Origin of the sequence: Reinekea sp. (assembly GCF_046710285.1) — a bacterium.
In the GTDB taxonomy this organism is placed as follows: Bacteria; Pseudomonadota; Gammaproteobacteria; order Pseudomonadales; family Natronospirillaceae; genus Reinekea.
Map to the genome: position 1 here is coordinate 62,807 of NZ_JBKEGY010000013.1, position 26,345 is coordinate 89,151.

At 42.1% G+C, this 26,345-nt stretch carries 22 protein-coding genes; 10 read left to right on the forward strand and 12 right to left on the reverse strand.

Features of this window, described 5'->3' with window-relative positions; all coding sequences use genetic code 11:
- Positions 1 to 58 precede the first annotated feature (58 nt).
- The 7 genes from ACI882_RS10645 to ychF all read left to right on the forward strand — a co-directional run bounded on the left by ACI882_RS10645 (position 59) and on the right by ychF (position 6,725).
- A complete protein-coding gene (locus ACI882_RS10645; protein WP_411743706.1) occupies positions 59 to 1,777 on the forward strand; it encodes a tetratricopeptide repeat protein in 1,719 nt (572 codons plus the stop codon).
- On the forward strand, positions 1,770 to 2,342 hold the full coding sequence (gene lolB / locus ACI882_RS10650; RefSeq protein WP_411743705.1) for a lipoprotein insertase outer membrane protein LolB: 573 nt from the start codon (positions 1,770 to 1,772) through the stop codon (positions 2,340 to 2,342). The genes ACI882_RS10645 and lolB overlap by 8 nt, the downstream gene beginning before the upstream one ends.
- A gap of 17 nt (positions 2,343 to 2,359) precedes the next feature.
- Complete coding sequence (gene ispE / locus ACI882_RS10655; protein WP_411743704.1) at positions 2,360 to 3,211, forward strand: 4-(cytidine 5'-diphospho)-2-C-methyl-D-erythritol kinase; 852 nt, start codon at positions 2,360 to 2,362, stop codon at positions 3,209 to 3,211.
- A gap of 79 nt (positions 3,212 to 3,290) precedes the next feature.
- The gene (locus tag ACI882_RS10660; protein WP_411743703.1) at positions 3,291 to 4,229 is read left to right on the forward strand and encodes a ribose-phosphate pyrophosphokinase; all 939 of its coding nucleotides are present in this window, start codon (positions 3,291 to 3,293) and stop codon (positions 4,227 to 4,229) included.
- A 110-nt stretch (positions 4,230 to 4,339) separates the two neighbouring features.
- Positions 4,340 to 4,957 (forward strand): 50S ribosomal protein L25/general stress protein Ctc, encoded by a 618-nt coding sequence (locus ACI882_RS10665; RefSeq protein WP_411743702.1) that lies wholly within the window; start codon positions 4,340 to 4,342, stop codon positions 4,955 to 4,957.
- 68 nt (positions 4,958 to 5,025) lie between these two features.
- A complete protein-coding gene (gene pth / locus ACI882_RS10670) occupies positions 5,026 to 5,616 on the forward strand; it encodes an aminoacyl-tRNA hydrolase (RefSeq protein ID WP_411743701.1) in 591 nt (196 codons plus the stop codon).
- Positions 5,617 to 5,633: 17 nt separating this feature from the next.
- Entirely contained in the window at positions 5,634 to 6,725 is a 1,092-nt protein-coding gene (ychF, locus tag ACI882_RS10675) for a redox-regulated ATPase YchF (RefSeq protein ID WP_411743700.1), read from the forward strand.
- An 84-nt stretch (positions 6,726 to 6,809) separates the two neighbouring features.
- Here the strand turns inward: ychF and ACI882_RS10680 are convergent, their stop codons facing one another.
- The 3 genes from ACI882_RS10680 to ACI882_RS10690 form a co-directional block, all read right to left on the reverse strand.
- The gene (locus ACI882_RS10680) at positions 6,810 to 8,765 is read right to left on the reverse strand and encodes an LTA synthase family protein (protein ID WP_411748475.1); all 1,956 of its coding nucleotides are present in this window, start codon (positions 8,763 to 8,765) and stop codon (positions 6,810 to 6,812) included.
- Between the two features lie 213 nt (positions 8,766 to 8,978).
- Positions 8,979 to 10,058 (reverse strand): HD-GYP domain-containing protein, encoded by a 1,080-nt coding sequence (locus ACI882_RS10685; RefSeq protein ID WP_411746901.1) that lies wholly within the window; start codon positions 10,056 to 10,058, stop codon positions 8,979 to 8,981.
- A gap of 79 nt (positions 10,059 to 10,137) precedes the next feature.
- Positions 10,138 to 10,617 carry an MgtC/SapB family protein gene (locus tag ACI882_RS10690; RefSeq protein WP_411745469.1) on the reverse strand — a complete coding sequence of 160 codons (480 nt, stop codon included), beginning with the start codon at positions 10,615 to 10,617 and terminating at the stop codon, positions 10,138 to 10,140.
- A gap of 247 nt (positions 10,618 to 10,864) precedes the next feature.
- Between ACI882_RS10690 and ACI882_RS10695 the strand changes: the two genes are divergently transcribed.
- Positions 10,865 to 12,715, forward strand: a complete 1,851-nt coding sequence (locus tag ACI882_RS10695) for a monovalent cation:proton antiporter-2 (CPA2) family protein (RefSeq protein WP_411745470.1) — start codon at positions 10,865 to 10,867, stop codon at positions 12,713 to 12,715.
- A gap of 125 nt (positions 12,716 to 12,840) precedes the next feature.
- Complete coding sequence (locus tag ACI882_RS10700) at positions 12,841 to 13,374, forward strand: peroxiredoxin family protein (RefSeq protein WP_411745471.1); 534 nt, start codon at positions 12,841 to 12,843, stop codon at positions 13,372 to 13,374.
- Positions 13,375 to 13,411: 37 nt separating this feature from the next.
- Here the strand turns inward: ACI882_RS10700 and ACI882_RS10705 are convergent, their stop codons facing one another.
- From ACI882_RS10705 to ectA, 5 genes are all read right to left on the reverse strand, one after another.
- Positions 13,412 to 14,311 (reverse strand): tetratricopeptide repeat protein, encoded by a 900-nt coding sequence (locus tag ACI882_RS10705; protein WP_411745472.1) that lies wholly within the window; start codon positions 14,309 to 14,311, stop codon positions 13,412 to 13,414.
- Positions 14,296 to 15,735 carry an aspartate kinase gene (locus ACI882_RS10710; RefSeq protein WP_411746902.1) on the reverse strand — a complete coding sequence of 480 codons (1,440 nt, stop codon included), beginning with the start codon at positions 15,733 to 15,735 and terminating at the stop codon, positions 14,296 to 14,298. Before ACI882_RS10710 ends, ACI882_RS10705 begins: the two co-directional genes overlap by 16 nt.
- Positions 15,736 to 15,823: 88 nt before the next feature.
- Complete coding sequence (locus ACI882_RS10715) at positions 15,824 to 16,225, reverse strand: ectoine synthase (RefSeq protein WP_411745867.1); 402 nt, start codon at positions 16,223 to 16,225, stop codon at positions 15,824 to 15,826.
- An 80-nt stretch (positions 16,226 to 16,305) separates the two neighbouring features.
- Positions 16,306 to 17,634, reverse strand: coding sequence for a diaminobutyrate--2-oxoglutarate transaminase (gene ectB / locus ACI882_RS10720; RefSeq protein ID WP_411745868.1), 1,329 nt, complete (start codon positions 17,632 to 17,634; stop codon positions 16,306 to 16,308).
- Positions 17,635 to 17,660: 26 nt separating this feature from the next.
- Positions 17,661 to 18,146: a diaminobutyrate acetyltransferase gene (gene ectA, locus ACI882_RS10725; protein WP_411745869.1), complete on the reverse strand. Its 486-nt coding sequence runs from the start codon at positions 18,144 to 18,146 to the stop codon at positions 17,661 to 17,663.
- 229 nt (positions 18,147 to 18,375) lie between these two features.
- On the opposite strand from ectA, the gene ACI882_RS10730 reads away from it, so the two are divergent.
- On the forward strand, positions 18,376 to 18,927 hold the full coding sequence (locus ACI882_RS10730; RefSeq protein ID WP_411745870.1) for a MarR family winged helix-turn-helix transcriptional regulator: 552 nt from the start codon (positions 18,376 to 18,378) through the stop codon (positions 18,925 to 18,927).
- Between the two features lie 619 nt (positions 18,928 to 19,546).
- Here the strand turns inward: ACI882_RS10730 and ACI882_RS10735 are convergent.
- The 4 genes from ACI882_RS10735 to ushA form a co-directional block, all read right to left on the reverse strand.
- Complete coding sequence (locus tag ACI882_RS10735) at positions 19,547 to 19,912, reverse strand: DUF2200 domain-containing protein (RefSeq protein ID WP_411745871.1); 366 nt, start codon at positions 19,910 to 19,912, stop codon at positions 19,547 to 19,549.
- Between the two features lie 524 nt (positions 19,913 to 20,436).
- Complete coding sequence (locus tag ACI882_RS10740; RefSeq protein ID WP_411746620.1) at positions 20,437 to 23,247, reverse strand: M66 family metalloprotease; 2,811 nt, start codon at positions 23,245 to 23,247, stop codon at positions 20,437 to 20,439.
- Between the two features lie 569 nt (positions 23,248 to 23,816).
- Complete coding sequence (locus ACI882_RS10745; RefSeq protein ID WP_411746619.1) at positions 23,817 to 24,335, reverse strand: PEP-CTERM sorting domain-containing protein; 519 nt, start codon at positions 24,333 to 24,335, stop codon at positions 23,817 to 23,819.
- Between the two features lie 377 nt (positions 24,336 to 24,712).
- Complete coding sequence (ushA, locus tag ACI882_RS10750) at positions 24,713 to 26,305, reverse strand: bifunctional UDP-sugar hydrolase/5'-nucleotidase UshA (protein WP_411745386.1); 1,593 nt, start codon at positions 26,303 to 26,305, stop codon at positions 24,713 to 24,715.
- Positions 26,306 to 26,345 lie beyond the last annotated feature (40 nt).

Sequence of the window (26,345 nt, forward strand, 5' to 3'; positions counted from 1 at the left end):
ATTCGTAAATTTACATGAATTAGCCCTATAAACGGGATACGGTGACACTAGGTTGACTATGCAAATACGATTTAAACTAACTCAATTGAGCCCTGTTATCTTAAGTGGCTTGCTATTCGGTTGTGCCAGTACACCCGCGCAAGTTGCTAACGCAGAGGCTACCGTTAAGGTCCCTTCACATGAATTGCAAGCTACTCCTGTTGCAGCCAAACCATTAACTGGGCAAACCTTCTTTGAGTTGTTGCTGGCTGAAATTGCCATTAACCGAGGCGACCTAGGCAGTGCAGCGTCCATTTACGGTTTGGTGAGTGAACACGAATCTGACCCAGCGGTATTTGAACGTGCTATTGCGCTCAATCAAAGTATCGGTAACTACAAGGCCGTTTCAGCACTTGCAGACCGGTGGGTCGCTATCGAACCAAACTCCGCGGGACCTTGGCAAGCCCTCACTGTTGCAGCAATGAATACCGGCGATTTTGATAACGCAATAGTTGCACTCAAACGGTGGCTTGCAGTAGACCCAGAAGCCGATGTAAGCATTGCGCTACCACACTCAAGGCAACTGACTCAGGCAAACGCTAGCGAACTTAACACTGCTCTTGTAGAGCTGATTCCAAGTTATCCAAAGTCACATGCGCTTTATTTTGCCCACGCGCGCTTGAGCTCACTTCTAGATAGCCAAGACAATGCAGAAGGCGCCATTCAAAAAGCGATCAAGCTCAAGCCTGAATTAACTTATCAATTATTTCAATATCAGACGTTTATCAAGGATCACAAGGTGAAACCCGCTACTGTGTTGATAGAGTCACTTATTAAGAGGCACCCTACTAACCCTCAAGTAGGCGTCACTTATGCACGGCACCTTTATCGATTTGATCGCACCAACCTAAAACAGTTGCGCATATTACATTCACGCTTCGCTGGTGAACCCGTAATAGCACGTACTTTTGCTCGCGTTGCATTTGAACAAAATGAACTCGATGAAGCGACTGCGATGTTTCAACATTTACTTGATCAGGGCTTTGAAGATGAAGGCCATTACTTTTTGGGCATAATTAACTTACAAAATAATTTACCCGATGCGGCTCAAATACACTTTTCACAAGTGACTGCCGCACCTTACCTTGCGTCTGCACTTTCTGAATGGGCTAGAATGGGCGACTCTGCCAGCCACTCAAAGCTTATCATCGCATTAGACAGTGCCCGAACTGTAGATCCAGACCAAGTAGACCTTTATTGGAAAATACAAGCCAGCCTAGAGCATGAGCTAGGCAACGACCACGCCGCTATCGATGTTTATAGCCAAGCACTGAAAGAGCAACCCGACAATACACTCTACTTATATGAGCAAGCGCTACTCTATGCTTACATCGACAACTACGATGCGCTTGAAAGCAACCTTGCCAAAGTTTTAACTTTGGAACCAGAGAATATTAACGCAATGAACGCCTTGGGTTACACTTGGGCTGATTTAGATAAAAACCTAGAGCAAGCGACCCTATATATAGATCGCGCGCTAAACGACCAACCCGACAACCCTGCTTTCATGGATTCAAAAGGCTGGCTGCTATATAGGCAAGGTGACGTTAGCGAGGCACTTTCTTGGCTATCAAAAGCTTACCAGCAGCTAGAGAACGATGAAGTCGCCGCGCATTTAGCGGAAGTTTTATGGGCATTAAATGAAACCGACGAAGCGCAGAAGTACTATCAAAAAGTAATTGAGCTTAACCCACAGAGCCCGTTTATTGAAAAACTAGAGCAGTTGTTTAATGATTAGCAGATTTAAGTGGTTTCTGGCTACATGCGTTACTTTAATTGCGACAAGTTGCGCAACCTTTACCGGCCTGCCTGAAAATGAAGCAGCCGACTGGGCGTTTCAGGGCAAAATGGCGATCAAAAACAATTCTGAAGCCAGCAGTTTCAATGTTATATGGCAACAACTTGGCAAAGAGTTTGATATTGAACTTAGCGGTCCTCTTGGCCAAGGTCGGATAACCATTCATGGTGATAAACATTCAGTTACTTTGACTCAAGGTAAGGATCAATGGACTGCAAACAGCCTTGAAGACCTGCTTTGGGACTTACAAGAAATTCAATTGCCGTTAGATTACTTGCAGTATTGGGTGCGTGCATTGCCCAAACCGTCTGAGCCGTTTAACCGTGAGTTGAACTCAGACTCCGGACAAGTTACTCAGCTTAAACAAGCAGGCTGGCTTGTACATTATGATAGCTATCATGAAGGCACACCATCTATGCCAAAGAAATTAAATTTTATTAAAGCCGATAGTAGCGGAAAACTCGTCATCCGAGAGTGGAGCTTGTTACAATTACCGCCTTCTTAAGCTAATGTGAAATTACTATGTCGCTAAAGGTTAGCGCTCCTGCCAAGCTCAACTTATTTTTACATATCGTTGGGCGAACGCCCAATGGCTACCATGCCCTTCAAAGTATCTTTCAGCTCCTCGACTTTAATGATGAGCTAGAGTTCACCGAACTAACTAATACCAAAATTGAATTCACTTGCTCAGACGCAGCTTTAGAATCCGAAGATAACCTAGTGATAAAAGCAGCTAAGTCTTTGCAACGTGCGACTAATACTCGAAAAGGCGCAAGAATTCATCTGACTAAACTATTGCCCATGGGGGGTGGTATTGGAGGTGGCAGCTCTGATGCAGCAACTACCCTCTTAGCCTTAAATCAACTATGGCAGTGCAACCTAAGTTTAGCTGAGCTTGCCGACATAGGCTTAACGCTTGGCGCGGACATTCCTGTTTTTGTTCGTGGACGCAGCGCATGGGCAGAAGGCATCGGCGAGAAATTAACACCGTTACAACTACCCGAACAGTGGTTTGTCGTTATTCACCCTAATATTCATATTTCAACGGCACAATTGTTTGCACATCCTGAATTGACACGAGATACACCAACTAGCACAATACGCCCCGCTTTAGCGGTATCTGGTCATAACGATTTCGAGCCGTTAGTACGAAAGCTGCATCCTGACATTGAAACTATATTTCAAACTTGCCAAAACATAGGCAAAGCGAAATTGACTGGTACAGGATCGTGTTTATTTATCTCAACCGACTCAAAAACAGCAGCCGAAAACGTGAAAATACTATTACACAAAAGCAACCCAACATTAACGGCCTATATTGCAAGGGGCGTCAATGTGTCGACCGCCCATGAACAACTCCAGCTCGCAACATAGCCAAACTCGATTCCCTGACGAGGTGGCAAAGCGATCACCTTGTTAAAAACTTAGCTCAAGCCAACAAGGTGGATTCAACGTGTCAAAAATGATGGTTTTTAGCGGTAATGCCAACCCCGCCCTTGCCAAAAGCGTCGTCGATCGACTTAGCATCCCAATGGGAGATGCTGAAGTCAGTAAATTTAGCGACGGCGAAGTGGCCATCGAAATAACTGAAAATGTTCGCGGTGCCGATGCCTTTATCATCCAGCCAACTTGCCAGCCCACCAACGACAATTTAATGGAAATTTTATTCATGGCAGACGCTCTGAAACGCGCATCAGCCGGCCGAATCACCGCGGTTATGCCTTATTTTGGCTATGCTAGGCAAGATCGACGACCACGCAGTTCGCGCACGCCTATTTCTTCAAAAGCCGTTGCAGACATGCTCACTGTGGTTGGTATAGACCGAATCTTAACCGTTGACTTACACGCCGAGCAGATTCAGGGCTTCTTTAATATCCCAGTTGACAACATTTATGGCTCACCAATTTTATTGGATGATATTCAAAAGCAAAACTATCAAGATATGATCGTAGTATCACCCGATGTCGGCGGCGTGGTACGCGCTCGTGCCATAGCAAAGCAATTGGGCGCTGACCTTGCCATTATTGATAAACGTCGTCCTAAAGCGAATGAACTAGAGATCATGAACATTATCGGTGATGTCAGTGGTCGCACCTGTATTTTAGTCGACGATATGGTCGATACTGCCGGAACTCTTTGCCAAGCCGCAGAAGCTTTGATTAAGTTCGGCGCAAAAAAAGTGGTGGCCTATGCAACCCACCCTGTACTTAGTGGACCTGCTGTCGAACGAATCACGAATTCTGCACTAGAATTAGTGGTTTCAGACACCATTCCACTCTCGCCTGAAGCTCAAAGCTGTGATAGTATCCGCCAGCTTTCGATGGCAGGCATCCTTGCAGAAGCGATGCGCCGAGTCAGCAACGAAGAGTCTATCAGTGCAATGTTCCGTTAATTCGAAACATTTAGCTGCAAGTTAACGTATTTTACCTAACTACGACTCACTTTTTAATTACCAATGATATGGTCGCGATATTATTGGTTATGTATTTTTGGAGCAATAAAATGTCAACTTTTGAAATTAATGCCACCGTCCGTACGGAAGCAGGGAAAGGTGCGAGCCGCCGCCTGCGTCGTGAAAATAAAGTACCTGGCGTTATTTATGGCGGAGCTAAAAACCGCAAACCCGCTAGCCTAACACTTGAATTGAAAGAGCTTGTAAAAGCACTAGAAAATGAATCTTTCTATTCTCAGGTGTTAACTGTCAACATCGATGGTAAAGAAGAGCAGGCCGTATTAATCGACCTACAGCGCCACCCAGCGACTGATGCTCCAATTCACATCGATTTTGAGCGTGTAACTAAGTCTTCAACCGTACGTAAGCGCGTACCACTACATTTCATCAACGAAACAGCAATTTTGAAAGCTGGCAACAAGATTCAGCATGTTGCAACTGAAATTGAAGTCTCTTGTAAAATTAGTGACTTACCACAGTTCATCGAAGTTGACCTTAGCGGCCTAGAGCCAGGTCAAGTTATTCATATGTCTGAATTAAAGCTATCTAAAGGCCTTACTTTGGTAGATCTTAACAAGGGCGCATCTCACGATATGCCTGTTGTTTCTATCTCTAAGCCTATTGCTAAGACAGAAGACGATGAAGAAGATGAAGCTGCAGCTGAGTAATTTCAGCGGCACTTTAAGAAGGGCCTTCTCAGGCCCTTTTTTTATAGCTTAAAAGAACGATTCAAGATATGAATGACAATATTCAGTTAGTAGTTGGCTTAGGTAACCCAGGCGCGCAATATAGCGCTACTCGCCATAATGCCGGCTTTGACTACGTTGACGAACTGGCGCGAAAATATCAAGGTAATTGGAAGTTCGAATCCAAGTACGGTGCCGAGATATGCCATATATTAGTGAATCAAACTAAAGTTTGGTTGATTAAACCGATGAGCTTCATGAATCGGAGTGGTCAAGCCGTTGGTAGCTTTGCAAACTTCTATAAAATCTCTACTGAAAATATTTTAGTTGCTCACGATGAACTCGATATAGAACCCGGTACAGCTAGATTCAAATTAGGCGGAGGTCATGGTGGCCATAATGGTTTAAGAGATATAATCTCGGCACTGGCCAACAATAAGAATTTTTACCGATTACGTCTTGGTATTGGGCACCCTGGCCATGCCAAAGATGTATCTGACTTTGTGTTATCTAAAGCCAAAGTAGAAGAAAGAATATCTCTTGAGCGCGCTATCGATTGCGCAATAGAACAAACTGAACTGGCTTTTGATGGCAATTGGTCAAAAGCAATGAATAACCTTCACAGTTTTAAAGCTGAATAATTTTTGGAGATCCGAATATGGGTATCAAATGTGGCATCGTTGGCTTACCAAACGTCGGTAAATCCACCTTATTTAACGCCTTAACGCAAGCTGGCATCGACGCAGAGAACTTTCCATTTTGTACTATCGAACCTAATACTGGTGTCGTTCCCGTACCTGATCCTCGTCAAGATAAGATTGCCGCCATTGTAAATCCTAAGCGCATTTTGCCAACGACCATGGAGTTCGTAGACATCGCCGGTTTAGTTGCTGGTGCTTCAAAAGGAGAAGGTCTTGGTAACCAGTTTTTAGCAAACATTCGAGAAACTGACGCCATTGCTCATGTTGTTCGCTGTTTCGATAATGACAACGTTATTCACGTTTCAAACAAGGTTGACCCGGCATCAGATATTGAAGTAATCAATACCGAATTGGCACTCTCTGACTTAGATGCTGTTGATAAGCAACTTCATAAGCTGCTTAAAAAAGCCAAGGGCCAAGATAAAGAAGCCATTCGATTGGTGGCTTTACTGGAAAAAATCAAACCTACATTAGATCAAGCAATGCCTGTGCGTTCGGTTGATTTAACCGATGATGAGCGAAAAGATTTACATCAGTTTCATCTACTGACAACAAAGCCGACCCTTTACATCGCAAACGTTAATGAAGATGGCTTTGAAGATAACCCTTATTTAGATCGAGTACGTGAGATCGCTGCGGCTGAAAAAGCAGAAGTTGTTGTCATCTGTAATAAGCTTGAGTCTGAAATTGCAGAGCTAGATGATGAAGAAAAAATGGAATTCCTTGCCGACCTTGGCATGGATGAACCAGGCTTAAACAAGGTTATTCGGGCTTCTTATAGCTTGCTAGGGCTACAAACCTTCTTTACCGCTGGTGTTCAAGAAGTTCGGGCTTGGACAGTTAAAATTGGCGCCACAGCTCCTAATGCTGCAGGTGTTATTCATACAGACTTCGAAAAGGGCTTTATTCGTGCAGAAACAGTCGCTTATGAAGACTTTATTGAATTCAATGGCGAATCTGGCGCAAAAGACGCAGGTAAGTGGCGACTTGAAGGAAAGGAATACATCGTGAAAGATGGCGATGTTATGCACTTCCGATTCAACGTTTAGTCGTACTCATCTAGATAGGGCGGAACCGCCCTATCTAGTCCTTAACCCCCTTAGCTGATCTGGGTTGAAACCTTCTCGCCTAGTTTAATTATCTAGAACTAAGCGGTCTTCAATCATCCGATTATTATATTGCTGCAAATAGGCTTTGAGAAAAACTGTCATCTTTTCAAGATCCTGCAATACCGCTGGCTCTGTGCTTTCAACCAAATTCGTCGTTAGCTCGATATCTTTTTTATAATTATAAAACGAATTAACAACTTCCCCATCATATTGCATAACCCAGTCACCCATCACTAGTTGATAATTATTATTAACATAAGTTACTGCGAACTTTGGTGAATCGCTGTCAATTAGGCTGTTTCCATACGAGAAGTATTCTTCATCAATATTAAGAATATCTAATACAGTTGGAAATATATCAGACTGCTGCGCTACAGTCTGACTGAGTTTGCGCAATGAGCCGTCAGGCTTATAGAATACAATTGGAATTCTGTAACGACCGAAATCACTTTTATACTCAGAGTGATAATTAGTTGTTGCATGATCTGCAACAATTACGAACAACGTATTGTCATACCAAGGCATTTTCGAAGCGACTTCAAAGAAGTGTTTTAACGCATAGTCAGCATATTGAAAAGTATAATTGCCAATAGTATCCCCTTCTTTAAATTTATTCTCAAATTGCTCAGGAATAACATTTGGGTGATGAGAAGACAAGCTAAAGAAAGTTGTTGCAAACGGCTGGGGAAGTTCGTTAATTGTTGATGCCATGTATTGCATAAACTCATCATCCCAAATCCCCCATGTGCCATCATACGAGTTTTCATTATATAGCCCTGCTTGCTTGAATTCACTCATGCCAAAATAGCTTCGAAATCCAGCCAAGTTCATTATTGAATTAAAACCCATTGATCCATTTGGAGCACCGTGAAAGAAAGCAGTATAGTATCCTTGGCTGTCTAAAATTGAGCCCAAGCCATTAATTTTATTTGTGCCATAATTAGAAATTACATATGGAACGATCATTGAAGGAATGCCGGAAACAATAGCGGGAATGGCATCGATAGACTTTCGCCCATGTGCAAAACCATATTCAAAGGTCAAACTATCCGCCATCAATGTATCCAAAAATGGCACTAACCCTTCGTAGGTTCCGTTGTCTAATTCTTTATTTAGGAACCCCGAAACTTCCGCACCGAAACTTTCCATAATTAATATAACTACGTTTGTATCTAATTGAGCCTCTTGAGTGAAACGTTTTGGATGTTCTGGATCAAATACTTGTTTAAGTTCGGATTCGGTTTCAAAGAAGGAGTAACGCGTGAAAGCTTTCTTTTTAATAGTTCGGATTAACGTAAATGGCGTGTTGAGCACAATCGACATTTGGCTTGCTCGCGTAACATATTCCCCAGCATTGTTCATTGCAATCGGTCGAGTATGTGAGCCAAAACCTCCACGGATACCAATTATTGAAAAGTACAATAGAGGTATAACTAACAATAAATAGATGGAGTAAAATGCAACGCTTCCCATGTTCGAAGGTGCCAGTTTTATTAGTCTAAATAAGAATACAAAAAGTCCCATGACCAATAGAAATGCAAGAGTCAAAGGCCAGAAATCAAATAACCCGCTAAAGATTATGCCTCCAACATTGGATTCGTTTTCAAATTCTGAAATGACCATGAAAGTTGATCGATGCAAGGTATATTGATAATAAATGGTGTCGATAAAATTAACGGCAATGGCAATAGTGTTAATGACCAGATAATACAAGTTCCAGAACCATTGATAATATTTGGTATATTCAAGTCTAAATGGAAATGGAATTGCGACTGCCAAAAGGTATAAACCATTAGTATAAAGAATCGCCGTAAGGTCAAACCTCATGCCACCAAACAGCATATAGCCCAGCGCATCAATATCGGTATTAGGAAAAAATTCAATATTGTAGACGAAGAATATGATGCGGCAGGTAGTGTATATAACGAAAAGGGTGATTAACCTTAACGCAAGAAAAGGGTATTTGGATAAGCTATACAATGGTTTGTATCCTAAGTATTTTTTGGACTCAAGTCATTTTAAAGCAGATTAAGCTTAATAACTACTATGATTCACTAAGTAGTATTGGCATGGCGTTTTATCGCTATCGTGAATACACTACTTTCGTTTAGTAGAAGTGCATTATTAGGATCTCTGTAGCATTAGCGGAACAAATAATGGAGGCTAAAGTAAGTAAAGCAGACATAGTTTTAGTTAAGGTCGTATTACCTTCATAAAGGCTTCAACCAAACTTCGGTTAAATTGATAATCGATATGGCGATTTAACTCCATAACGGCTCTCATCAATGGCCGCTTTCGGCTGATATCACGCGAATAACCATGAGTAATTGCTTCATAAGCATGCACAATCGCTAACATTTGCGCGCCAATATATATTTCAGCGCCCTGCTTGCCATAAGGATATCCTGATCCATCTAAATGCTCATGATGATCTTCCAAGATTTGTCGAGTTTGATCCCAATATTGAAAGTTTTTCGCCATGCGCACAGCCAAAGGCACATGCTCTCGCATTTGCAAAAATTCTTGCTGTGTTAATTGCTCTGGTTTATTGAGAAGGCTTGAAGGTAAAAATGCCATACTGATATCGTGTATGCAAACGGCTGCGATTAGTGACTCATGATCAAGCCCGTTCTCAATACTGTCGTTTAACTTTAACAGCAAACTAATAACTCGATCTAACCGGCCATGCCAATACGAGGTTCGGTTTTGAGTAGTTAGTGCAGCTTCGTAGACAAATTGAAGATCGTCCGAGAAGCCGTTTACAAGTGCACTGTTTTGAGTGTCCGTCAGTGCAACATCGCCGACAGTACTGGGATCTAGTGTCATTAAAAGGTGGGATAAAAAAGTAGGTCGCAATTCTGACGCGCTGGTGAAAACATCCTTTAATTGAGTTTCTATAAGTTTAAACAATGCGGCATCATAGTTCACAGAGAAATACTGTTGTAACTGTGCTAAAAATGTCGAGCAACGATCCATAATGAGCAATGTAATATCACCCACAAGTGGGCTAAACACCATATCCCCCGTGCGAATAAGATGAAGTAAACTCTCAAGCTCTTGCAATAATTCAATCAAAGGCGTTATCGCCAAATAACCGCAATTGCCTTTTATCGTATGAATCGCTCGAAACAAAGCATTTAATAATTCGCTGTCTTCTGGATGATGCTCTAGGTCTAATATTGTTTTTTCGGCAGCTTGATATAAGTCTTCATATTCGGCTATGAAATCTTGAATGCTATCTGTGTCTATACCTTCTGCTTGAAACTGGGCCATCACTATTGTGCTTTCGGTCATTATCTAATATCAGATTAGACCTAGTTAAGCACCGGCGCCATACAACCTTTAATTTAGATTATGGGTTATTACGCCATTTTTTAAGTTTACGATGCGCTCCTCGAGTAAAGTTAGAAGAATAGTCTTCCAGTAAATCAACGCCATATAGAATCCCAACGACGACAATAGACAGTTTAATTGCTATGAAAGAGTCGACCGCTGCAATACATACCCCTAATGCCGCTAAGGACCAAATAGCAGCTGCAGAAGTTACACCAACCACCATGCCTCCTTTCGCCATCATAACGCCGGCTCCTAGAAAACCAACGCCGGTAACAACCTGCCCGATAATCCTTGAAGGGTCAGATACGCTCGTTGCAACGGCCATTGAGGAGGCAATAAAGATGTATGTCCCTAAGACAATCAACGAAGATGTCCGTATACCTACGGGCTTGCCTCTTAATTGACGTTCTAAACCGATTATAAGGCCACAAACAATAGCGGATAAGATAGATGTCCAACTGTAGGGGGTAATTGAAACTATTTCTTCAAATGTCATTGTTATCTTCTCATTGAACGACTGAAAGCAGTGGCCGAGGACTCACCTGTACCTCTATTTGTAGCCTTACTTTAGCTAGCAGGCTGGTTTACATTTGTAGCGAAGGTTCGGTCAATTCACTCTTTCCAAGTATTGAAACAGTTTAATGCAAACCTCAGTGACACTCAAATATCGCAAAACTCTTAATGTAATATAGCCACAGCGTCGGGTTATACTGCAACTTCAAAAATATAACCTAGGCAATCCAGTGACTGACTTCTTACTTTTAGCATTTATATTCTTAGTTGCGAGCGTTTTTGCTGTCCCTATCGCAAGTAAACTCGGGCTTGGTTCAGTATTAGGGTACTTACTCGCCGGCATTTTAATAAGCCCTCTGTTAATTGCGTTAAACGTGGATGTTGTCTCAATACAACACTTCGCAGAGTTCGGGGTGGTGATGATGTTATTCTTGGTCGGCCTTGAGCTCGAACCAAAAATGCTTTGGGCTATGCGGCATAAGCTCATTGGGCTCGGCGGCTTACAAGTTTCAATCTCCATTTTGGGTGTTATGGCTGCGGCCATGTTACTTGGCCAGCCCTGGACAGTTGCGCTGGCAATCGGCTTGGTTTTTTCGCTTTCATCTACGGCGATAGTATTACAAACTTTAAATGAAAAGAGCTTAATGAAAAGTGATGGCGGTCAAGCTAGCTTTTCTGTCTTACTGTTTCAAGATATAGCCGTGATTCCTATGCTCGCCCTTATCCCACTGCTCACTATCAATTCTTTAGCAACTGGACATTCAACTGTTGAAAGTACGGGTCACAGCGCAACACTCAGCCTAGTTGAAGGGCTCAGTGGCTGGCAAACTGCCTTAATAACGGTAGCCGCCGTTGCTTTTGTGTTGTTTTTAGGAAGTTACTTAACAGGACCTTTATTTCGCTTTATTTCCAAAGCAAAACTGAGTGAATTATTTACTGCAACCGCTCTAATGATGGTTATCGGTATTGCGTTACTAATGACATTGGTTGGCTTATCTCCAGCGTTAGGCACGTTCTTGGCTGGTGTCGTATTGGCCAATAGTGAATACCGCCACGAACTTGAGGCCGATATTGAACCCTTTAAAGCCCTGTTACTTGGCCTCTTTTTTATTACCGTTGGTGCGAGTATCAATTTTGTTCTGCTATTCGATAATTTGATCAATGTAATTGCTTTAACTATTGGCTTATTAACCTTTAAAGCTATTGTCTTGGCAATACTTGGCTACGTTTTCAAACTCAAACCACAAGATAGGTGGCTGATGGCACTTGGACTGGCGCAAGCGGGTGAGTTTGGTTTTGTGTTGCTATCATTCACAGTCGCAAGCTCTGTTATTCCAAGCGCGGTTGCCGATCAGTTGATGCTCGTGGTTGCACTGTCAATGTTGTTAACACCACTGCTATTTATACTTTACGACAAAGTTATAGTTAAACATTTTGTGGAACCTGAACCAGTCATGGATGAAATCACTGAACAAGGTGATGTCATTATCGTAGGTCATGGGCGAATAGGTGGTATAGTCAACCGAATGTTGCGTGGAGCCGGCTATAACACAACAGTCATTGATTATAGCTCTGCCCAGCTCGATTTTCTGCGCAAACTTGGTTTCAGCATCTATTTTGGTGACGGGACCCGCCCAGACTTACTAAATTCAGCTGGTTTAGCAAATGCTAAGCTACTAGTTATAGCCATAGATAATAAAGAAAAAATCACCGAACTAACTCGCTACGTCGTTAAAAACCACCCAACCGTACATGTTGTAGCGCGAGCATGTGACCGAAGCCATGTTTACGATCTTTGGGCGGTTGGTTGTCGAGATATTATCCGAGAACACTACGATAGCTCAATAAGAATGGGTAAAAGTGCCATTAAAGCTATGGGAATTAGTGAGCAATCTGCATATTTGATGGCCAAAGAGTTTGAAACTGTGGACCGCGCTTCGATGCTAGAAGTTGCTGACTTGCACGATATCAACACCCCTACAACCGAAAATGAAGCCTATATGAAGCGTATTGGTGAGCTCATGGAAGAATGGGAAAACCAGCTTCGTGGTCGCATGCAAGCACACACCAAAGACAGTTAAGGAGATTGAGCAATCTCAAATCATAGTTTTTGCGTAAAATACTTGTTAAGTCACTAAACTTGATAGATCTATAATCGAAAAGCGCGTGTATAGTCCTACTAAATTACTAAACAAACAGGATCTGTATGCGCCTTACCCCTCCTTGCCCCAGTATCGATTTCTCAACAAATGATGTTTATGGCAAACCGATTAAACTCAGCGATTATAAAGGCAAGAAGGTCATGTTGGCGTTTTTTCGAGATGCCGCTTGTCCTTTTTGTAACTTTCGCGTTTATGAGCTCACTCAAAAATATAAAAACTGGCACGACAAAGATTTTGAAATAATTGCAGTCTTTAGTTCGCCTGCAGATGAAGTGCGCCGATATGTCGCTAAATATCCACGGCCTTTCCGAATTATTAGTGATGCCGACTTGGACCTATATAGTCAGTATGGTGTTGAACACAGCGTTTCAGCTTTGTTTAAAGCCATATTCTTTAAATTGCCTAGAATCATAAAAGGCATGCTCAAAGGTGGCTATCCTCAACCTAACCCACACGTTAAATTGGTGCCCGCTGAGTTTTTAATTAATGCGACAGGTAAGGTGGAGCATGTTTGGTACGGTCGAGACACCAGTGACCATATGCCAATGGAACAGATTAACAACTTTATAAACAGTTAATTCTAGCTGCCTGTTATGGCTAACAGGCGCTTAATGGTTAAGAGAATTTACTATTAAATTCTGGTAGCGACCATAACGGCTTTAATAACTCTTCTTTGAGTATTTCTTCGCGGTAGTTCTCATCACATCGATAAGCTTCTAATGTGTATCGCAAGGCTTCATCTAAGTTATTTAACGTTGCGTGGGCACAGGCTAGTTGAAAAAATGCGTGCGCATTGTCTGGGTCTTTCTCTAAGGCTAACTGGCATAAATTAATAGCCCATTGAGGCTCTTCCATCTCTAGTACTGCATCTGCTTTATAAGTATAAGCTTCGACATCGTCTGGATTAACCGCAATAATTTGATCGTAAATACGAATTTTACTAGAAGCATTAAGTTCTTGCTGAGAGCGCATCCATAAAGATTGCACCTCACGCGCAACTTCAATACCCTCGCGATTTTCCTCGATATCTTGAGTTTTTATTAAAATTTGCTTCTCTATTTTTTCTAAACGCCGCTCGTATTCTGACACCAGTTTAGTGATCTCATCGTTTGCGTAGCTGTGAACACGCTCCTTAATTTCCCGAATCGAAGTCCAACCAACAATTACTAAAATGGAACTGGCTGCCGCTATAAGGTAAAAAAAGTAAGTAATGGTGTCTGTTGCATAGGCTACGCCTCGATCTACAGATCTATGCTCTCGATCTAACACTTGTTGCATCAACTCATGTTTTTGTAAGGCCATGTCAGAGCGCAACAGTCTCAATTCATCGAGAACATAACGCTCCACGAAAGGTGAATATAATGGTTCATCTAACGCGTCAATGACTTCCATATTTTGCGCAGCTATTTGTTCATCAGTAGGACGTTCAGTGGAACTAGCCCCCTCTTCTGCCCAAACCGACATCGAGATGACTAACAACACAATGAAACTAGCTCTACTTACGATGCTAAACATATGGCCCTACCATGATCGAATATTTCAACGAGGGCAGAGTGTAACGCTTTTATGGTCTTATCGTAATCTTCTTCTTCTACAACAAACTGGATATCAACCTGCCTCATACATTGATGAACAGCAAGTACACCTACATCAGCATCCGCGATTGCTTTTGAAGTTTTGGCTAGAAGCCCTTTAATGGCTAGATCACTACCAATCGCTGAAACGATGGCAACTTTACGTTGATCCAATTCTGCTTGAGGAAAGAGCGTTTCCAGTTTTTTACGAATTCGTTTTATGGTTTTTAAGTTTGTCGATAAGTAATGTGTAACCGTATTAGCGTTAATGTCTTTCGATACAATAAGTGCTTTGTATTCTTTAATAACGGCAACTATTTGTGGGTCGTATATATGAAAGAGCCCAGCCATATCTTGATCAAAGACTTCAATAGCATAAACGCCTTTTTTACCCGCGATTATTTCGACACAGGGAGATTCACTTATATAATCACCTGTAATTAGGGTGCCTTTGTGTTCTGGTTCAAAGGTATTCTTCACCCTAAGAGCGATATCATTTTGGCGCAAGCCTTTAGCTGCTTTCGGATGAATAGCTTCCATTCCTAAATTGGCTAGTTGATCTGCTACATCATAGTTTGTACGCCCGATCGGGACTGCATTGTCGGTACCCACTAATCGAGGGTCTGCACTGGATAAGTGAAACTCCTTGTGAATAATCGCTTCTTCAGCCTGAGTTAGTACCGCCAGCCGGCTAAAAGTCATTTCACTATAACCACGATCGAAAGTCGACATTAGGCCGTCTTCAGTATGGGCATAGCCCGTCACAATCGGCATTTCTTTCGTAAGGTCGATATCACTAAATGCATTTGTTATCCGGTCATCTAATGTCAGATGACTTTGAGTACGCCAACCCGTTAAATCGACAAAGCGTGCATTTATGCCATCGCGCTTTAGCAAAGAGGCCATATTCCAAGCACTGTGCGCTTCACCAATGCTGGCTAACATTTCTCGCACCGTATGAAGATGAGCTTCTAATGCGAAGTGCCCGTGACGGCATAAACTTTGTAAATCTGATAAACAGGTTTGAGCTTCTTCAATACGCTCATCTACAAATTCATTGGCCTTTAATAACTGCTCTAAATCTTGCTCAAAGAACTCACGATTAATTTCATGCATGTCGCTGCGTAAGTTATTTAATGCAGTTAACCAACCATCATCCTCAATACTGCTCGAAAATAGTTTGAATACACCAGGCTGAGCGCTTTTTTTATGCTCTAATAATCGGTCGGTAATGCCACCGTAAGCAGATACTACAAATACTCGATTATAAAACAGCTCGGCTTGAGTTGGTTTGAAAATAATATTGTCTCGGACCGACTCATAATCATTCATTGAGGTTCCGCCAATCTTTTCTATTGTATGCATAATAATATCTAATGCTCCATTGCTATGAGTTAAATAACCACCAGCCAAAGACCTACTTTGACTGGTTACGCGATTCTAACTGACAGTTTTAGTCAATTGATTCTGCGTCTAGCTCATAAGCACCTTCTTTGTTATGCACCTCTTTACCATTCAGTGGTGGATTAAACACACAAGCCATCTTCATTTCTTCAAAAGCACGCAACATATGCTTATCATGCTTATCTAAAATATAAATGGTCCCTGGGCTAATCGGATACTTTTTGCCATCAGAAAGAGTTTCTACTTCTCCTCTACCGCTGACACAGTAGACTGACTCTAAGTGATTTTGATAATGCATTTCGAAGTCAGCATCTTTAAATATTGTTGTGATATGAAACGAGAAACCCATATTATCATCTTTCAATAACAACCGGGTGCTATCCCAATTACCATCTGGAGAAACAATTTTTCGGCCTTCTTTTTCAGCGCTTTCTAGCGTTCTATAAATCATCGTTACCTCAACTCAATAACCTTAATTAAATAAGGGGTTGAAACAATTCCATTTCAACCCTATTCAAATTTCCAAACAGCTTAGCTAACCCATTGGGCGTCTTCATCATCAACTTGAACATTATCAAAGTAGTCAGTCTCATGTGGAATCACATCTGCTTGTGAGCACACTCTTTCGACTGCCTTTTCCAGAATATCCATACCACGCTTTAAGTTGCCTTCGCTGATCGTCAATGGGCAGAATACTTTCACAACCTGATCGTCTGCACCACTGGTTTCGATAATCATGCCATTGCGAAAAGCTTCTTTGGTAATCTTAGAGGCAATCTCACCGTCAATACAGTTAATGCCTTGGAACATACCACGGCCGCGGGCATCAAACTTACCTTCACTGTATTTCTCTACCATGGCAGAAAGGCGTTTATTGATGTACTTACCCTTTTGCATAATATCTTTTGAAAACTCATCTGTGCGCCAGTAATGCTCTAGTGTCGCTGTTGCAGTCACAAAGGCTAAGTTATTACCACGGAAAGTACCGTTATGCTCACCTGGCTTCCATTGGTCTAGCTCTGGTTTCATTAGCACAACTGCAAATGGCAGGCCGTAACCACTTAGAGATTTAGACAAGGTTACAATGTCTGGTGAAACACCAGATTCTTCGAAACTAAAGAAAGTCCCTGTACGGCCACAACCTGCTTGAATATCATCAACAATAAATAGCACGTCATGCTTATTACAAACTGCCTGTAAGCCTTGCAACCATTCAACACTGGCAGCGTTTACGCCACCTTCACCTTGCACAGTCTCAACAATGACAGCTGCTGGCTTATCAATGCCACTACTTGAATCGCTGAGCACTTTATCTAAATAGGCATTGGTATCGACATCGTCACCTAAGTAACCGTCAAATGGCATACGGCTTACGCCCGATAGACTAACCCCTGCAGCGCCGCGGTGATGTGAGTTACCTGTTGCAGCTAAAGCCCCCATACTCACGCCATGGAAACCGTTAGTAAAAGAAATAATGTTTTCACGACCCGTAATATTACGTGCAAGTTTTAATGCGGCTTCAACTGCGTTTGTGCCCGTTGGACCAGTAAACTGCATGACATAATTCATATCACGAGGTTTCAAAATAATATCGTTAAAGGCCTGTAAAAACTCGCCTTTTGCTTTAGTGTGCATATCTAGACCATGCGTCACACCATCTTCTGCGATGTAATCTACCAACGCACCTTTAATGTGAGCGTTGTTATGTCCGTAGTTCAACGTTCCAGCACCGGCTAAAAAGTCTAAATACTCTTTACCATCTTCCCCATACAGGTATTCGCCTTGTGCTTTGTTAAATACAACAGGAAAAGAACGAGCATAAGACTGTACTTCTGATTCAAAATCTTGAAAAACTTTCATTATAAACTCCAATATCTAATTTAAATTTAGAACGGGCCAATTCGAACTAGCCACTCGGTATCATGTACTTTATTAAAGTGCGCTTCGGACTCGTAATGCTGAGATTTCTCAAGCGGCGCCTTTAAACGGTCCGCTAAGCGTGTAAATAGCGCCCATGAACCTTCGTTATCTTTCGTAATGGTTGTCTCAAGCATCGAAACACCCTCCATCGCTGATCTCTCTAGTAAATCCAAGAGCATCTTTGTTGCCAAGCCTGTTCCTCGCTCGCTTTGATCTACCGCGACCTGCCATATAAACAAGGTATTCAAACGTGTCGGCAAACGATAACCACTAATAAAACCAACCACTTGGGCGTCTTTTTTAGCAATGACAGATGTTTGTGCAAAATGATCGCACTGCAACAAGTTGCAGTAGATCGAGTTTTCATCTAGTGGCGCGCACCGGCCAATTAACTGATTCACGGCATAGCCATCTTGGCTTTTAGGTACGGCTAACTCTGTTTTAATTGTCATATCTCACTCTCAACACTAATATTTAGCTCACTAACCATATAAACGTGATTTAAAAGGCATATATATCTTAAAAGGCGTTAAATAGGCCTAATATTTAATTTTTATATATAGTACACTAAATAAATTATTTATAAAGTGCTTATTTTTCATAAAAACTTCTTAGAATATGAAATTAAACGGCTGAAATTTCGAAACAATGCCTAGAGTTTTAGGGCTATTGGAGTGAGTGATGTATAATTTTTCCCAAATACCCCCTAACCTGGAAGAATTCGACGTGAATAAGATAGATGAAGTCCTTGTTTCTTTACGACGTGTGATTCGAGCGACCGATCTACACTCTAAACACCTAGCTAAGACAACTGGGCTTACTGCGCCACAAATATTGTTATTACAGACCATCCGCACAATGGGTAATGTAACAATAGGGGAAATAGCCAACAGCATGAACCTAAGTCAGGCGACGGTTACAACGATTATTGACCGCCTAGAAAAACGCTCGCTGGTTTATCGAGAGCGTTCTACAACAGACAAAAGAAAGGTACATGCATTGCTTTCAGACTTGGGTGTAGAAGTCCTTAAGGATGCCCCTACACCTCTTCAAGATTCCTTTGCCAAGCAATTCGCCGATCTTCAAGAGTGGGAACAAACCATGATCATTGCGTCATTGCAACGCGTTGCTCAAATGATGAACGCTCAGCACATTGATGCCTCACCCGTGTTAGATGTCGGCCTTTTAGATCGTCACCACCCCCCAGTCGATAAAACAAACACCCCAGAATAATTTAGACGGACATAACAATCGGGCTATTCCCAATACTGTCCTATAAATATTTCACGGTTTACGCGGAGTTAAGCGACCTATCGCTTAAAATTTCGGTCACCGTAAACCCTTCCGTAGGGGGCAACAGCAACGATCATGAGCACTAACCTTGGTAAATAGCAGACTAAATTTATGTCATCCAAATATCAGCCGACACTGTATATAGCTTGTCTATCTACACTTTTAATTTAGCTCTACTAGGAACCCATTATGAAAACTCTATCGTCACTATTTATGATTGTGGGAACCGTTCTTTCAGGGTGGTTAACCTATTTACTGCTGGCAACATCACCCTGGGCTAGCTTCAATACTCAAGGCAGCCAGCTAATGGCTATGGCGTGGGGTAGGATATCTCTAGTCGACCTTTATGCGGGATTTTTTCTGAGTTTAGTCTTTGTTTGGATCTTTGAACCTAAGCTCTGGGTTAAAATCTTAATATCGTTAACACTGCCGACGCTAGGAAACCCAATACTCGCTATTTGGCTATTGTCGCGGTATAAATTTTTAATGAAAATTAGCACAGTCCGTAAGATAGGAAATAGATAAACTAGGCACAAATCCTAGTCTCTGCGCCTTAGTGTTAATCTGAGCGTAGAATTTTTTCTATTTTCCGCCCTTTTGCTAGCTCATCAACTAGCTTGTCTAGGTAACGCACTTGCTGTGTTAAGAGGTTTTCTATCTCCTCTACTCTATAACCACAAATCACGCCCTTAATAAGCTTTGCATTGGGGTTCATGGTTGAGAATTTGAAAAACTGTTCAAAGGTTACCGCTTGGTTTAGATGCTCTTGCAACTGATCATCGTTATATCCCGTCAGCCATTTTATCACCTGATGCAATTCTTCTTTGCTTCGCCCTTTCTTTTCAACTTTCGTGACATAGTGCGGATAGACCGATGCAAACGTCATCTTCGCGAACTTATCATCATGATGGGCTGTACTTTTCATTCTCGAACTCCTTATAAAGGGAACCTGACCAAAAAACCATTTTAAAAGGCTGAGCATTTCAAAGCAAAGCTTCTGCGCTTCATTTCGCGCACATTTAAACAAAAGGTTAGCGCCATTGAACTAAAACTGAGTCGTCCCTTGATATTCGGGCTGGCAGTCCCATAATCAGTTAATCAGGTTTATCTAATATGAGAGAATTGAAGTACGGCTATGGCTAAATACGACTACCCTGCGTTCCCAACGTCAACTGGATACATGACCGAGAAAATCCGACAAAAATATATCGAAAATGCCATAGCAAAAGGGGTATTGCCCGAATTAATTTCATAAACATGACATCAGATGCCATTAACGCACTTGAAATGGAAGAAGTTAAAGACGAGCTAATGGCCTGAGGGATAGACATTACGGACTATACGACCAAGGAACAGCTGGTGAATAAGGCATTAAGTTTATAGGTAGGTTGCCAATGGACGTTTAGTACTCCATTGGCAATTTATTTGCTACTTAAAGCTTATAGCCTGTTAGATATCACCTGTGGCAAGTAACGCCCAAGCTGCTTTCAGCGATGTGTTATCTAACAAGACTAACCATGGCTCATTATATTGCACAACACCCTGCCAGTTTTGATTCCAAGCGCCACTGCAACCATAGGTGATTAATGCGACATTTGCCCGATCAAAGTCTAGGCATTTCGCAGAAGCCACATTTTTCAGCTGGCCAATTTCTGGGTTATAAACCCAGCGCTGCCCTAAGTTGCTAACATCGCAATCTGCTACGTTAAGTCGCCCATTACCTGCTGGCTGCATACACAATGCAATGGCATCTTTTAAGTGCAACCGACCTATTCTGTCCATTACCCACTGAGTGCCTTGTTCTGCTGCGATAGCTTCGTCCTCAGTCAGTAGTACCATCGGCTGACTATCATCACTCACGTCAAAGTAGTAGCCATTCCCGTTGATCAACGCGGTCGGTACGTCTTCAATATCGCCGCTAGCGAGGCCAGTGGCAGAAAGATGCAGCTCTAGTCGCTCAGCAATCTCTAACGATGACAGGTTTTGTGACTGAGCATGACGCAGCAAAACCTGAACCGAATCTGCGGCTTTTTCAAGTGTAAGTATGGATTCTAGACGGCCACGTGCTTCGAACGACAGCTTATTTAGTAGGCTATCTATATGTTGACTCTCAACCTTGAGTTTAACATCTATGGGGAGCTGCTGCGCTTCAATAGGCAACTCAACAATAGAGGTTTCTATTTCACTGACTTCGCGATCAAGCAGCTGCTGATAGCCTGCTTCTTGACCGATAATGGCGACGGGAGGAAGAGCAGGGATTTCGCCGTCAAATGCCATGCGCGTGACTTCACTCACCTGACCTTCGCGCTGGCAAGAGAGCACTGCGAGTGTCGGTTTAAATGCAGCAGGTAAATTAAAATGTAATTGATTGGCTGAGTCTTGGCGATGTCGCGCCGATGCTACTGAAATCATTTTCCGTTCATTGTTTCTATTACGCACCTCAACCCAACATTGGTCTTCTGCATTGTTTAGGTTTGGCGATGGTAGGTCAAAAACATTACCATAGTTTCCATGAAAAACTGGGTACAAAACTGCCGTATCGCCATCTGGGTTATGTGCACCCAACAACGTTGCCACTGGTACACCTACGGCTACAGGGGCTAGTGCGCTCACCTCTGCATTTTCAAAGTCACCTATGTCGGTATTCCAACGTTTATAACCCGATGCATAGTTTATATCGGGAATCGGGAATCTTTCGAGGTTACTCTGAATGTGCCGTGCGGTGAAACCTGTGTAAAAAGTGTACCGTGACATTAATGAGTTTTCGCTACCACCAGACATAGAATCCCGATGGAAGTTATAACCGCCTTCATCTAATACCCCTGAAATATTGGCGCGCATTCTATTGCGGTGAGCAATATAGCCCCAGCCACTGTCCGCATGATGCACTGCCCACCGACCATCCGTCGTGAGCCCTTGGCCTGGATAATGCCCCATTCCAAAAGCATGACCCCATTCATGACTCGCTTCGTTACCAGACGATGAATAGAGCGTACCAATTCCGTTACCGCCACTGAGCCCATGATTAATAAAACCGTTGCTATAGTTTCCTCTAGCATGGTGATTCGTTATTTGCTTGAAAACATGTAAGTAACTTTGATTCATGTCATGGCTAGTCACACCATAGTTGGCCATATTTATTCCAACACTGACTTGTGACTTGGCAACATCACCTCTCATATCACCGCTGTAAACATCACCTCGAGTATCACTGACCGTATCATATATTTTCCCGCTTCTAACCATCACTTTATCAAGCTTAGCATCTGCGTAATTGGCCATAACTAAACGAGAAACAGGTAATGTTTGAAAATAATCAGCCGCTGCTGCTATCGGGTCGTTAGAGACATATTGACTGTCAGAAACAGCAGGAGGCTCTGATAGCATACCTAAACGAATTGTCTGGAAAACCAACTGTGTGGCAAGCCCAATATCAATATCAGCAGCAGGTAAAACACCTTCACTCAACCGGGTGGAGAAGCGCAACTCTAAACCATTCTTCATTTGGTCCCAAGGTACCGGTACCCACCAAGCTTTATTTGAGTAGCTCAGCTTCTGACCATTGGCGTAATCTGCTTTGGGTAATGTTCCTGGGCGATGCATCTGCTGTTTAGATACTACCGATCCGTTTTGCAATACCTCTATATACAACACATCATTAGTTATTTCATTTAGCGGAATGGCCACAACCAAAGCATCTCGCAACGCGACAGGTCTAGGCATATACCGGCTTTGCGTTTCATCGAGTTTGTTTTGTTGGAAATTATTATTAGGAGCCACAGAGTGGCTTTGAACAAACTGTACTTCTGCGGCAAATGATCCTATTAGGTCATTGCGGTAGTGTCGGGCATTACCATCGTAATCTTTATCATAGAAATCATTGTTTTCACTATAGCGGTACTTACTTGCAGGCTCGACAACTAACGACAACTCATATTCAGATCTTTTTCCACTAATATCCGCTTCCACATTAAATGAAATACTAGATTCTATACTTTTAGCTAGCCCTGATATTTCTCCAGATTCTTTATTTAACGTTAACCATTCTGGCAGGTCACTCGAAAAAAAATGAGCGCTTTCAGCCTCAAGTCTATAATCCGGCTGAGTACGATAAGCCGCATCACTTACCGCACTCGGCAGCACTACTTGAATTGGGACGTTCACATGCGATGAACCATCACCGTAAAAATCTCTTAGATCAACACAGCCAGATAGCAGCATGGCAGACATAATTAGAAGTTTAAATATTAAAATACGCACCGAATATGCTCTCCAATCTGAATACTTATCCCTAGATTGCAAATATAACACTAAGATATAAATTCAAATATGCTAAAGTTTAGATTTTCCCCTTAACCAAAGGGGCTAATGAAATTTATTTTAATAAAATAGAACGATGATTAAAATATTTTTCAACTGCAATTGAGAACTAGCTCTAATTAAAAAGCTAAATGCCATCAAAGGTATTAAATGTTGATCCCATTACTATTAAATTAGAAGGTACTTGAGGTTAGAGCAGAAGCCATTAATACGATAATGAAGCAAGGTTTATCGGCAGGCTAGGTAAGCACCTACTTAGACCCCCTTTCATCAAACATTATTTTCAGCGGCAGAAGCAATTCAGTGGAAACAGAAATACAATTTCAGCAGAGTTATGAAGGTATAATCAGCTTACTCAGTAATTTTAAGGAATAGATTAGTCATTATATCAAAAAAGGCCCGAATAGATATTCAATATCGATATCAGGCCATTACATGTCTCTTAGAAAAGAGCTCCTTTTTCGGGACACCCCCCGAATCGAGACTCGTATTAAGGGCCCATACTTAGCTTAAGCTTTTTTCTTTCTACGTGACAAACCTAAACCCGCTAAACCTAACGTCAACAAAGCAATTGAAGCCGGCTCAGGGACATTCGCAGAACGGAAAACAATAGTCTCATGCATACTATGCTCTGCAACATCAATAAAAGACCAACGACCAGCAATCCCATCGTTCACATCAATATGCGTATAAGAATTCGAAAACCAACCCGTCGCTTTAGCGTAATTGTTACCATTGTAAAGCTGAGTGTTAGCAGATGAGTAATCCACACGGAAAGTGTCAGCAGTAATACCCAATGAGCCAAACAAATCAGCCGTCATCACATTCCAGCCATAGCCAGATTGCTCAGACATATCAATAACGCCACAAGAATTTTCTAGCGCGCCATCTGCGCACGGAGATGCCCATGCTAATTCATAGCCGCCGAACGACACGAATGCATCATTGTCTAACTCACCCGTGAATAAAGCTGCATTTGCCGCGAAGCTAACTAGGCAACCAATAAGCAGTCCAATACTCTTCTTCATAAATACTCCTTCATCTCAATTTAATATACTTGCAGTAGTATGGAATAGCAAAAACCAGGCCAATGCCTAAGTTATTGATTTATATGACTATTTTAATTCGGAAAGACTTAAACTGTAAAATAAACTGACACTTCAGAATCAATAGCTTAAGTAATAAAACCGAACACACTCAAACTAAACCGTACTATTTAATATTTAGATCTCTTGATTATTCACTTAACGAGAAGCAGTAACTAGATTCAATCGTATTTAGGCAGCTAATAATGTCATCAAAGCGATCTTATTTTAAAAGTTATCTCAGTTAACCCTGTTTATTTTTTACATAAAAAAACCGGGCAATGCCCGGTTCAGATTATAAGCTTTAAATTTAAAGCTAATTACATACGATCGATCATCATGCCTGGATCAAAATCTTCGATGTTTAGTGGGCTGTTGTTTTTAATATATTCAGCCATTACATCAGCATCTGCAAAACCTGTATTCACATAAGCTTCATGATCGGTCAATTTCGGGTAACCATCACCCCCTGATGCCGTGAAAGAGTTTACCGCTAATCGATACGTTTTATTGACATCAATTGGGCGATCATCAATATAAGCAGCGTTAATCACACCGTCCGTTGACATAATTTCAACGCCATCGAACTGTGCAAATGCACCACTACCTGCTTCTTTGCTCATTGCAACCGCAAGGTAATCTAGTAACTCTGCACCGGTTAAATCGACATAAGACAGGATATTCGCGAAAGGCTGTACAGTGAGTACATCTTTGTATGAAATTTCACCACCTTCTAAATCGGCACGAATACCACCAGAGTTCATGATAGAAAGATCGGCTTTTGCTTTTTCTTTTTGTGCACGTGCAATCAATACACCTAGGTTTGTTGGTTGGCTACGTACCACTGAACGATCGCCAATAAAGTCGCCATTTGAGCTACCAATAACAACGTTCAACTGTTCAGCACCTTTCTTTTGGTAAGGCGATAACATGGCTAACATTTCTAGATTTTGTGCGATTTCAGCTTCTTGAAGAACGTATGTGCTATTGCCTTCGGCGTCTTTAACACGGTCTTTCAAGTTAACTGGGATCAAACGGTAGTTATAGCTAGTAATTTCACCATTTTTAACCGTTAGATCTAGTCGGCCTACGTACTTACCCCATTCGTGCGCTTGCAAAATTAACGTGCCATTTTGCTCATCTGGCTCGAACAGTGGGTTTTGGCTATGACCGCCAACGATAACATCAATACCAGGAACTGAACGCGCTAAGGTTACATCTCCAGGAGCGTTGCTTCCAGATTTGGCGTCAGCGTAGTGGCCCATGTGCGTTACCGCAACAACAAGATCGGCTTTTTTATTCAGTTTAGGGATTAACTTCTCAGCCACTTCTACTGGCGTCTTGAAGGTTAGATCACCCATAAATTCTGGGTTACCAATTTTTACGGTATCTTCTGTGGTAAAGCCTACAACGGCTACGCGGTTACCCTGAACTTCAAACATTTCGTAAGCTGGGAAAAGCGTGCTGTTGCCCTTGTAGATGTTGGCTGACAAAAATGGAAAACCTGCCCATTCTGACTGCATCATGAGAACGTCACGTGCGTTATCAAATTCATGGTTACCTAAGGCCATAGCATCATAGCCAAGCATTTTCATGCCTTTGAAATCTGGCTCTGCGTTTTGCAAGTCAGACTCTGGTACACCAGTATTGATGTCACCGCCAGATAGCAACATAACCGCACCGCCTTCGCCTTCAACTTCCATACGGATGTTGTCAATAAGCGTTTTGCGTGCTGCCATGCCGTATTCGCCTTTATCATTCTGCCAAAAGCGACCGTGGTGGTCGTTCGTGTGCAAAATTGTCAGGCTATATTCTTTATCTTGCTCGTATGTAGGCCCTGTTGCACAACCTACAAGTAGGATGCTTGCCGCTAGAAGGCCTATTGATGTATTAGCTACCGTCCATTTTTTCATCTTTTTCTCCCAGAGAGATATTATTATTTGTCCGATTGGT

Excerpts from the sequence above, each read along its gene's own strand:
- ACI882_RS10645 (WP_411743706.1), top strand. The coding sequence starts at position 59 with ATGCAAATACGATTTAAACTAACTCAATTGAGCCCTGTTATCTTAAGT.
- lolB (WP_411743705.1), top strand. The coding sequence starts at position 1,770 with ATGATTAGCAGATTTAAGTGGTTTCTGGCTACATGCGTTACTTTAATT.
- ispE (WP_411743704.1), top strand. The coding sequence starts at position 2,360 with ATGTCGCTAAAGGTTAGCGCTCCTGCCAAGCTCAACTTATTTTTACAT.
- ACI882_RS10665 (WP_411743702.1), top strand. The coding sequence starts at position 4,340 with ATGTCAACTTTTGAAATTAATGCCACCGTCCGTACGGAAGCAGGGAAA.
- pth (WP_411743701.1), top strand. The coding sequence starts at position 5,026 with ATGAATGACAATATTCAGTTAGTAGTTGGCTTAGGTAACCCAGGCGCG.
- ychF (WP_411743700.1), top strand. The coding sequence starts at position 5,634 with ATGGGTATCAAATGTGGCATCGTTGGCTTACCAAACGTCGGTAAATCC.
- ACI882_RS10685 (WP_411746901.1), bottom strand. The coding sequence starts at position 10,058 with ATGGCCCAGTTTCAAGCAGAAGGTATAGACACAGATAGCATTCAAGAT.
- ACI882_RS10690 (WP_411745469.1), bottom strand. The coding sequence starts at position 10,617 with ATGACATTTGAAGAAATAGTTTCAATTACCCCCTACAGTTGGACATCT.
- ACI882_RS10700 (WP_411745471.1), top strand. The coding sequence starts at position 12,841 with ATGCGCCTTACCCCTCCTTGCCCCAGTATCGATTTCTCAACAAATGAT.
- ACI882_RS10705 (WP_411745472.1), bottom strand. The coding sequence starts at position 14,311 with ATGTTTAGCATCGTAAGTAGAGCTAGTTTCATTGTGTTGTTAGTCATC.
- ACI882_RS10710 (WP_411746902.1), bottom strand. The coding sequence starts at position 15,735 with ATGCATACAATAGAAAAGATTGGCGGAACCTCAATGAATGATTATGAG.
- ACI882_RS10715 (WP_411745867.1), bottom strand. The coding sequence starts at position 16,225 with ATGATTTATAGAACGCTAGAAAGCGCTGAAAAAGAAGGCCGAAAAATT.
- ectB (WP_411745868.1), bottom strand. The coding sequence starts at position 17,634 with ATGAAAGTTTTTCAAGATTTTGAATCAGAAGTACAGTCTTATGCTCGT.
- ectA (WP_411745869.1), bottom strand. The coding sequence starts at position 18,146 with ATGACAATTAAAACAGAGTTAGCCGTACCTAAAAGCCAAGATGGCTAT.
- ACI882_RS10730 (WP_411745870.1), top strand. The coding sequence starts at position 18,376 with ATGTATAATTTTTCCCAAATACCCCCTAACCTGGAAGAATTCGACGTG.
- ACI882_RS10735 (WP_411745871.1), bottom strand. The coding sequence starts at position 19,912 with ATGAAAAGTACAGCCCATCATGATGATAAGTTCGCGAAGATGACGTTT.
- ACI882_RS10745 (WP_411746619.1), bottom strand. The coding sequence starts at position 24,335 with ATGAAGAAGAGTATTGGACTGCTTATTGGTTGCCTAGTTAGCTTCGCG.
- ushA (WP_411745386.1), bottom strand. The coding sequence starts at position 26,305 with ATGAAAAAATGGACGGTAGCTAATACATCAATAGGCCTTCTAGCGGCA.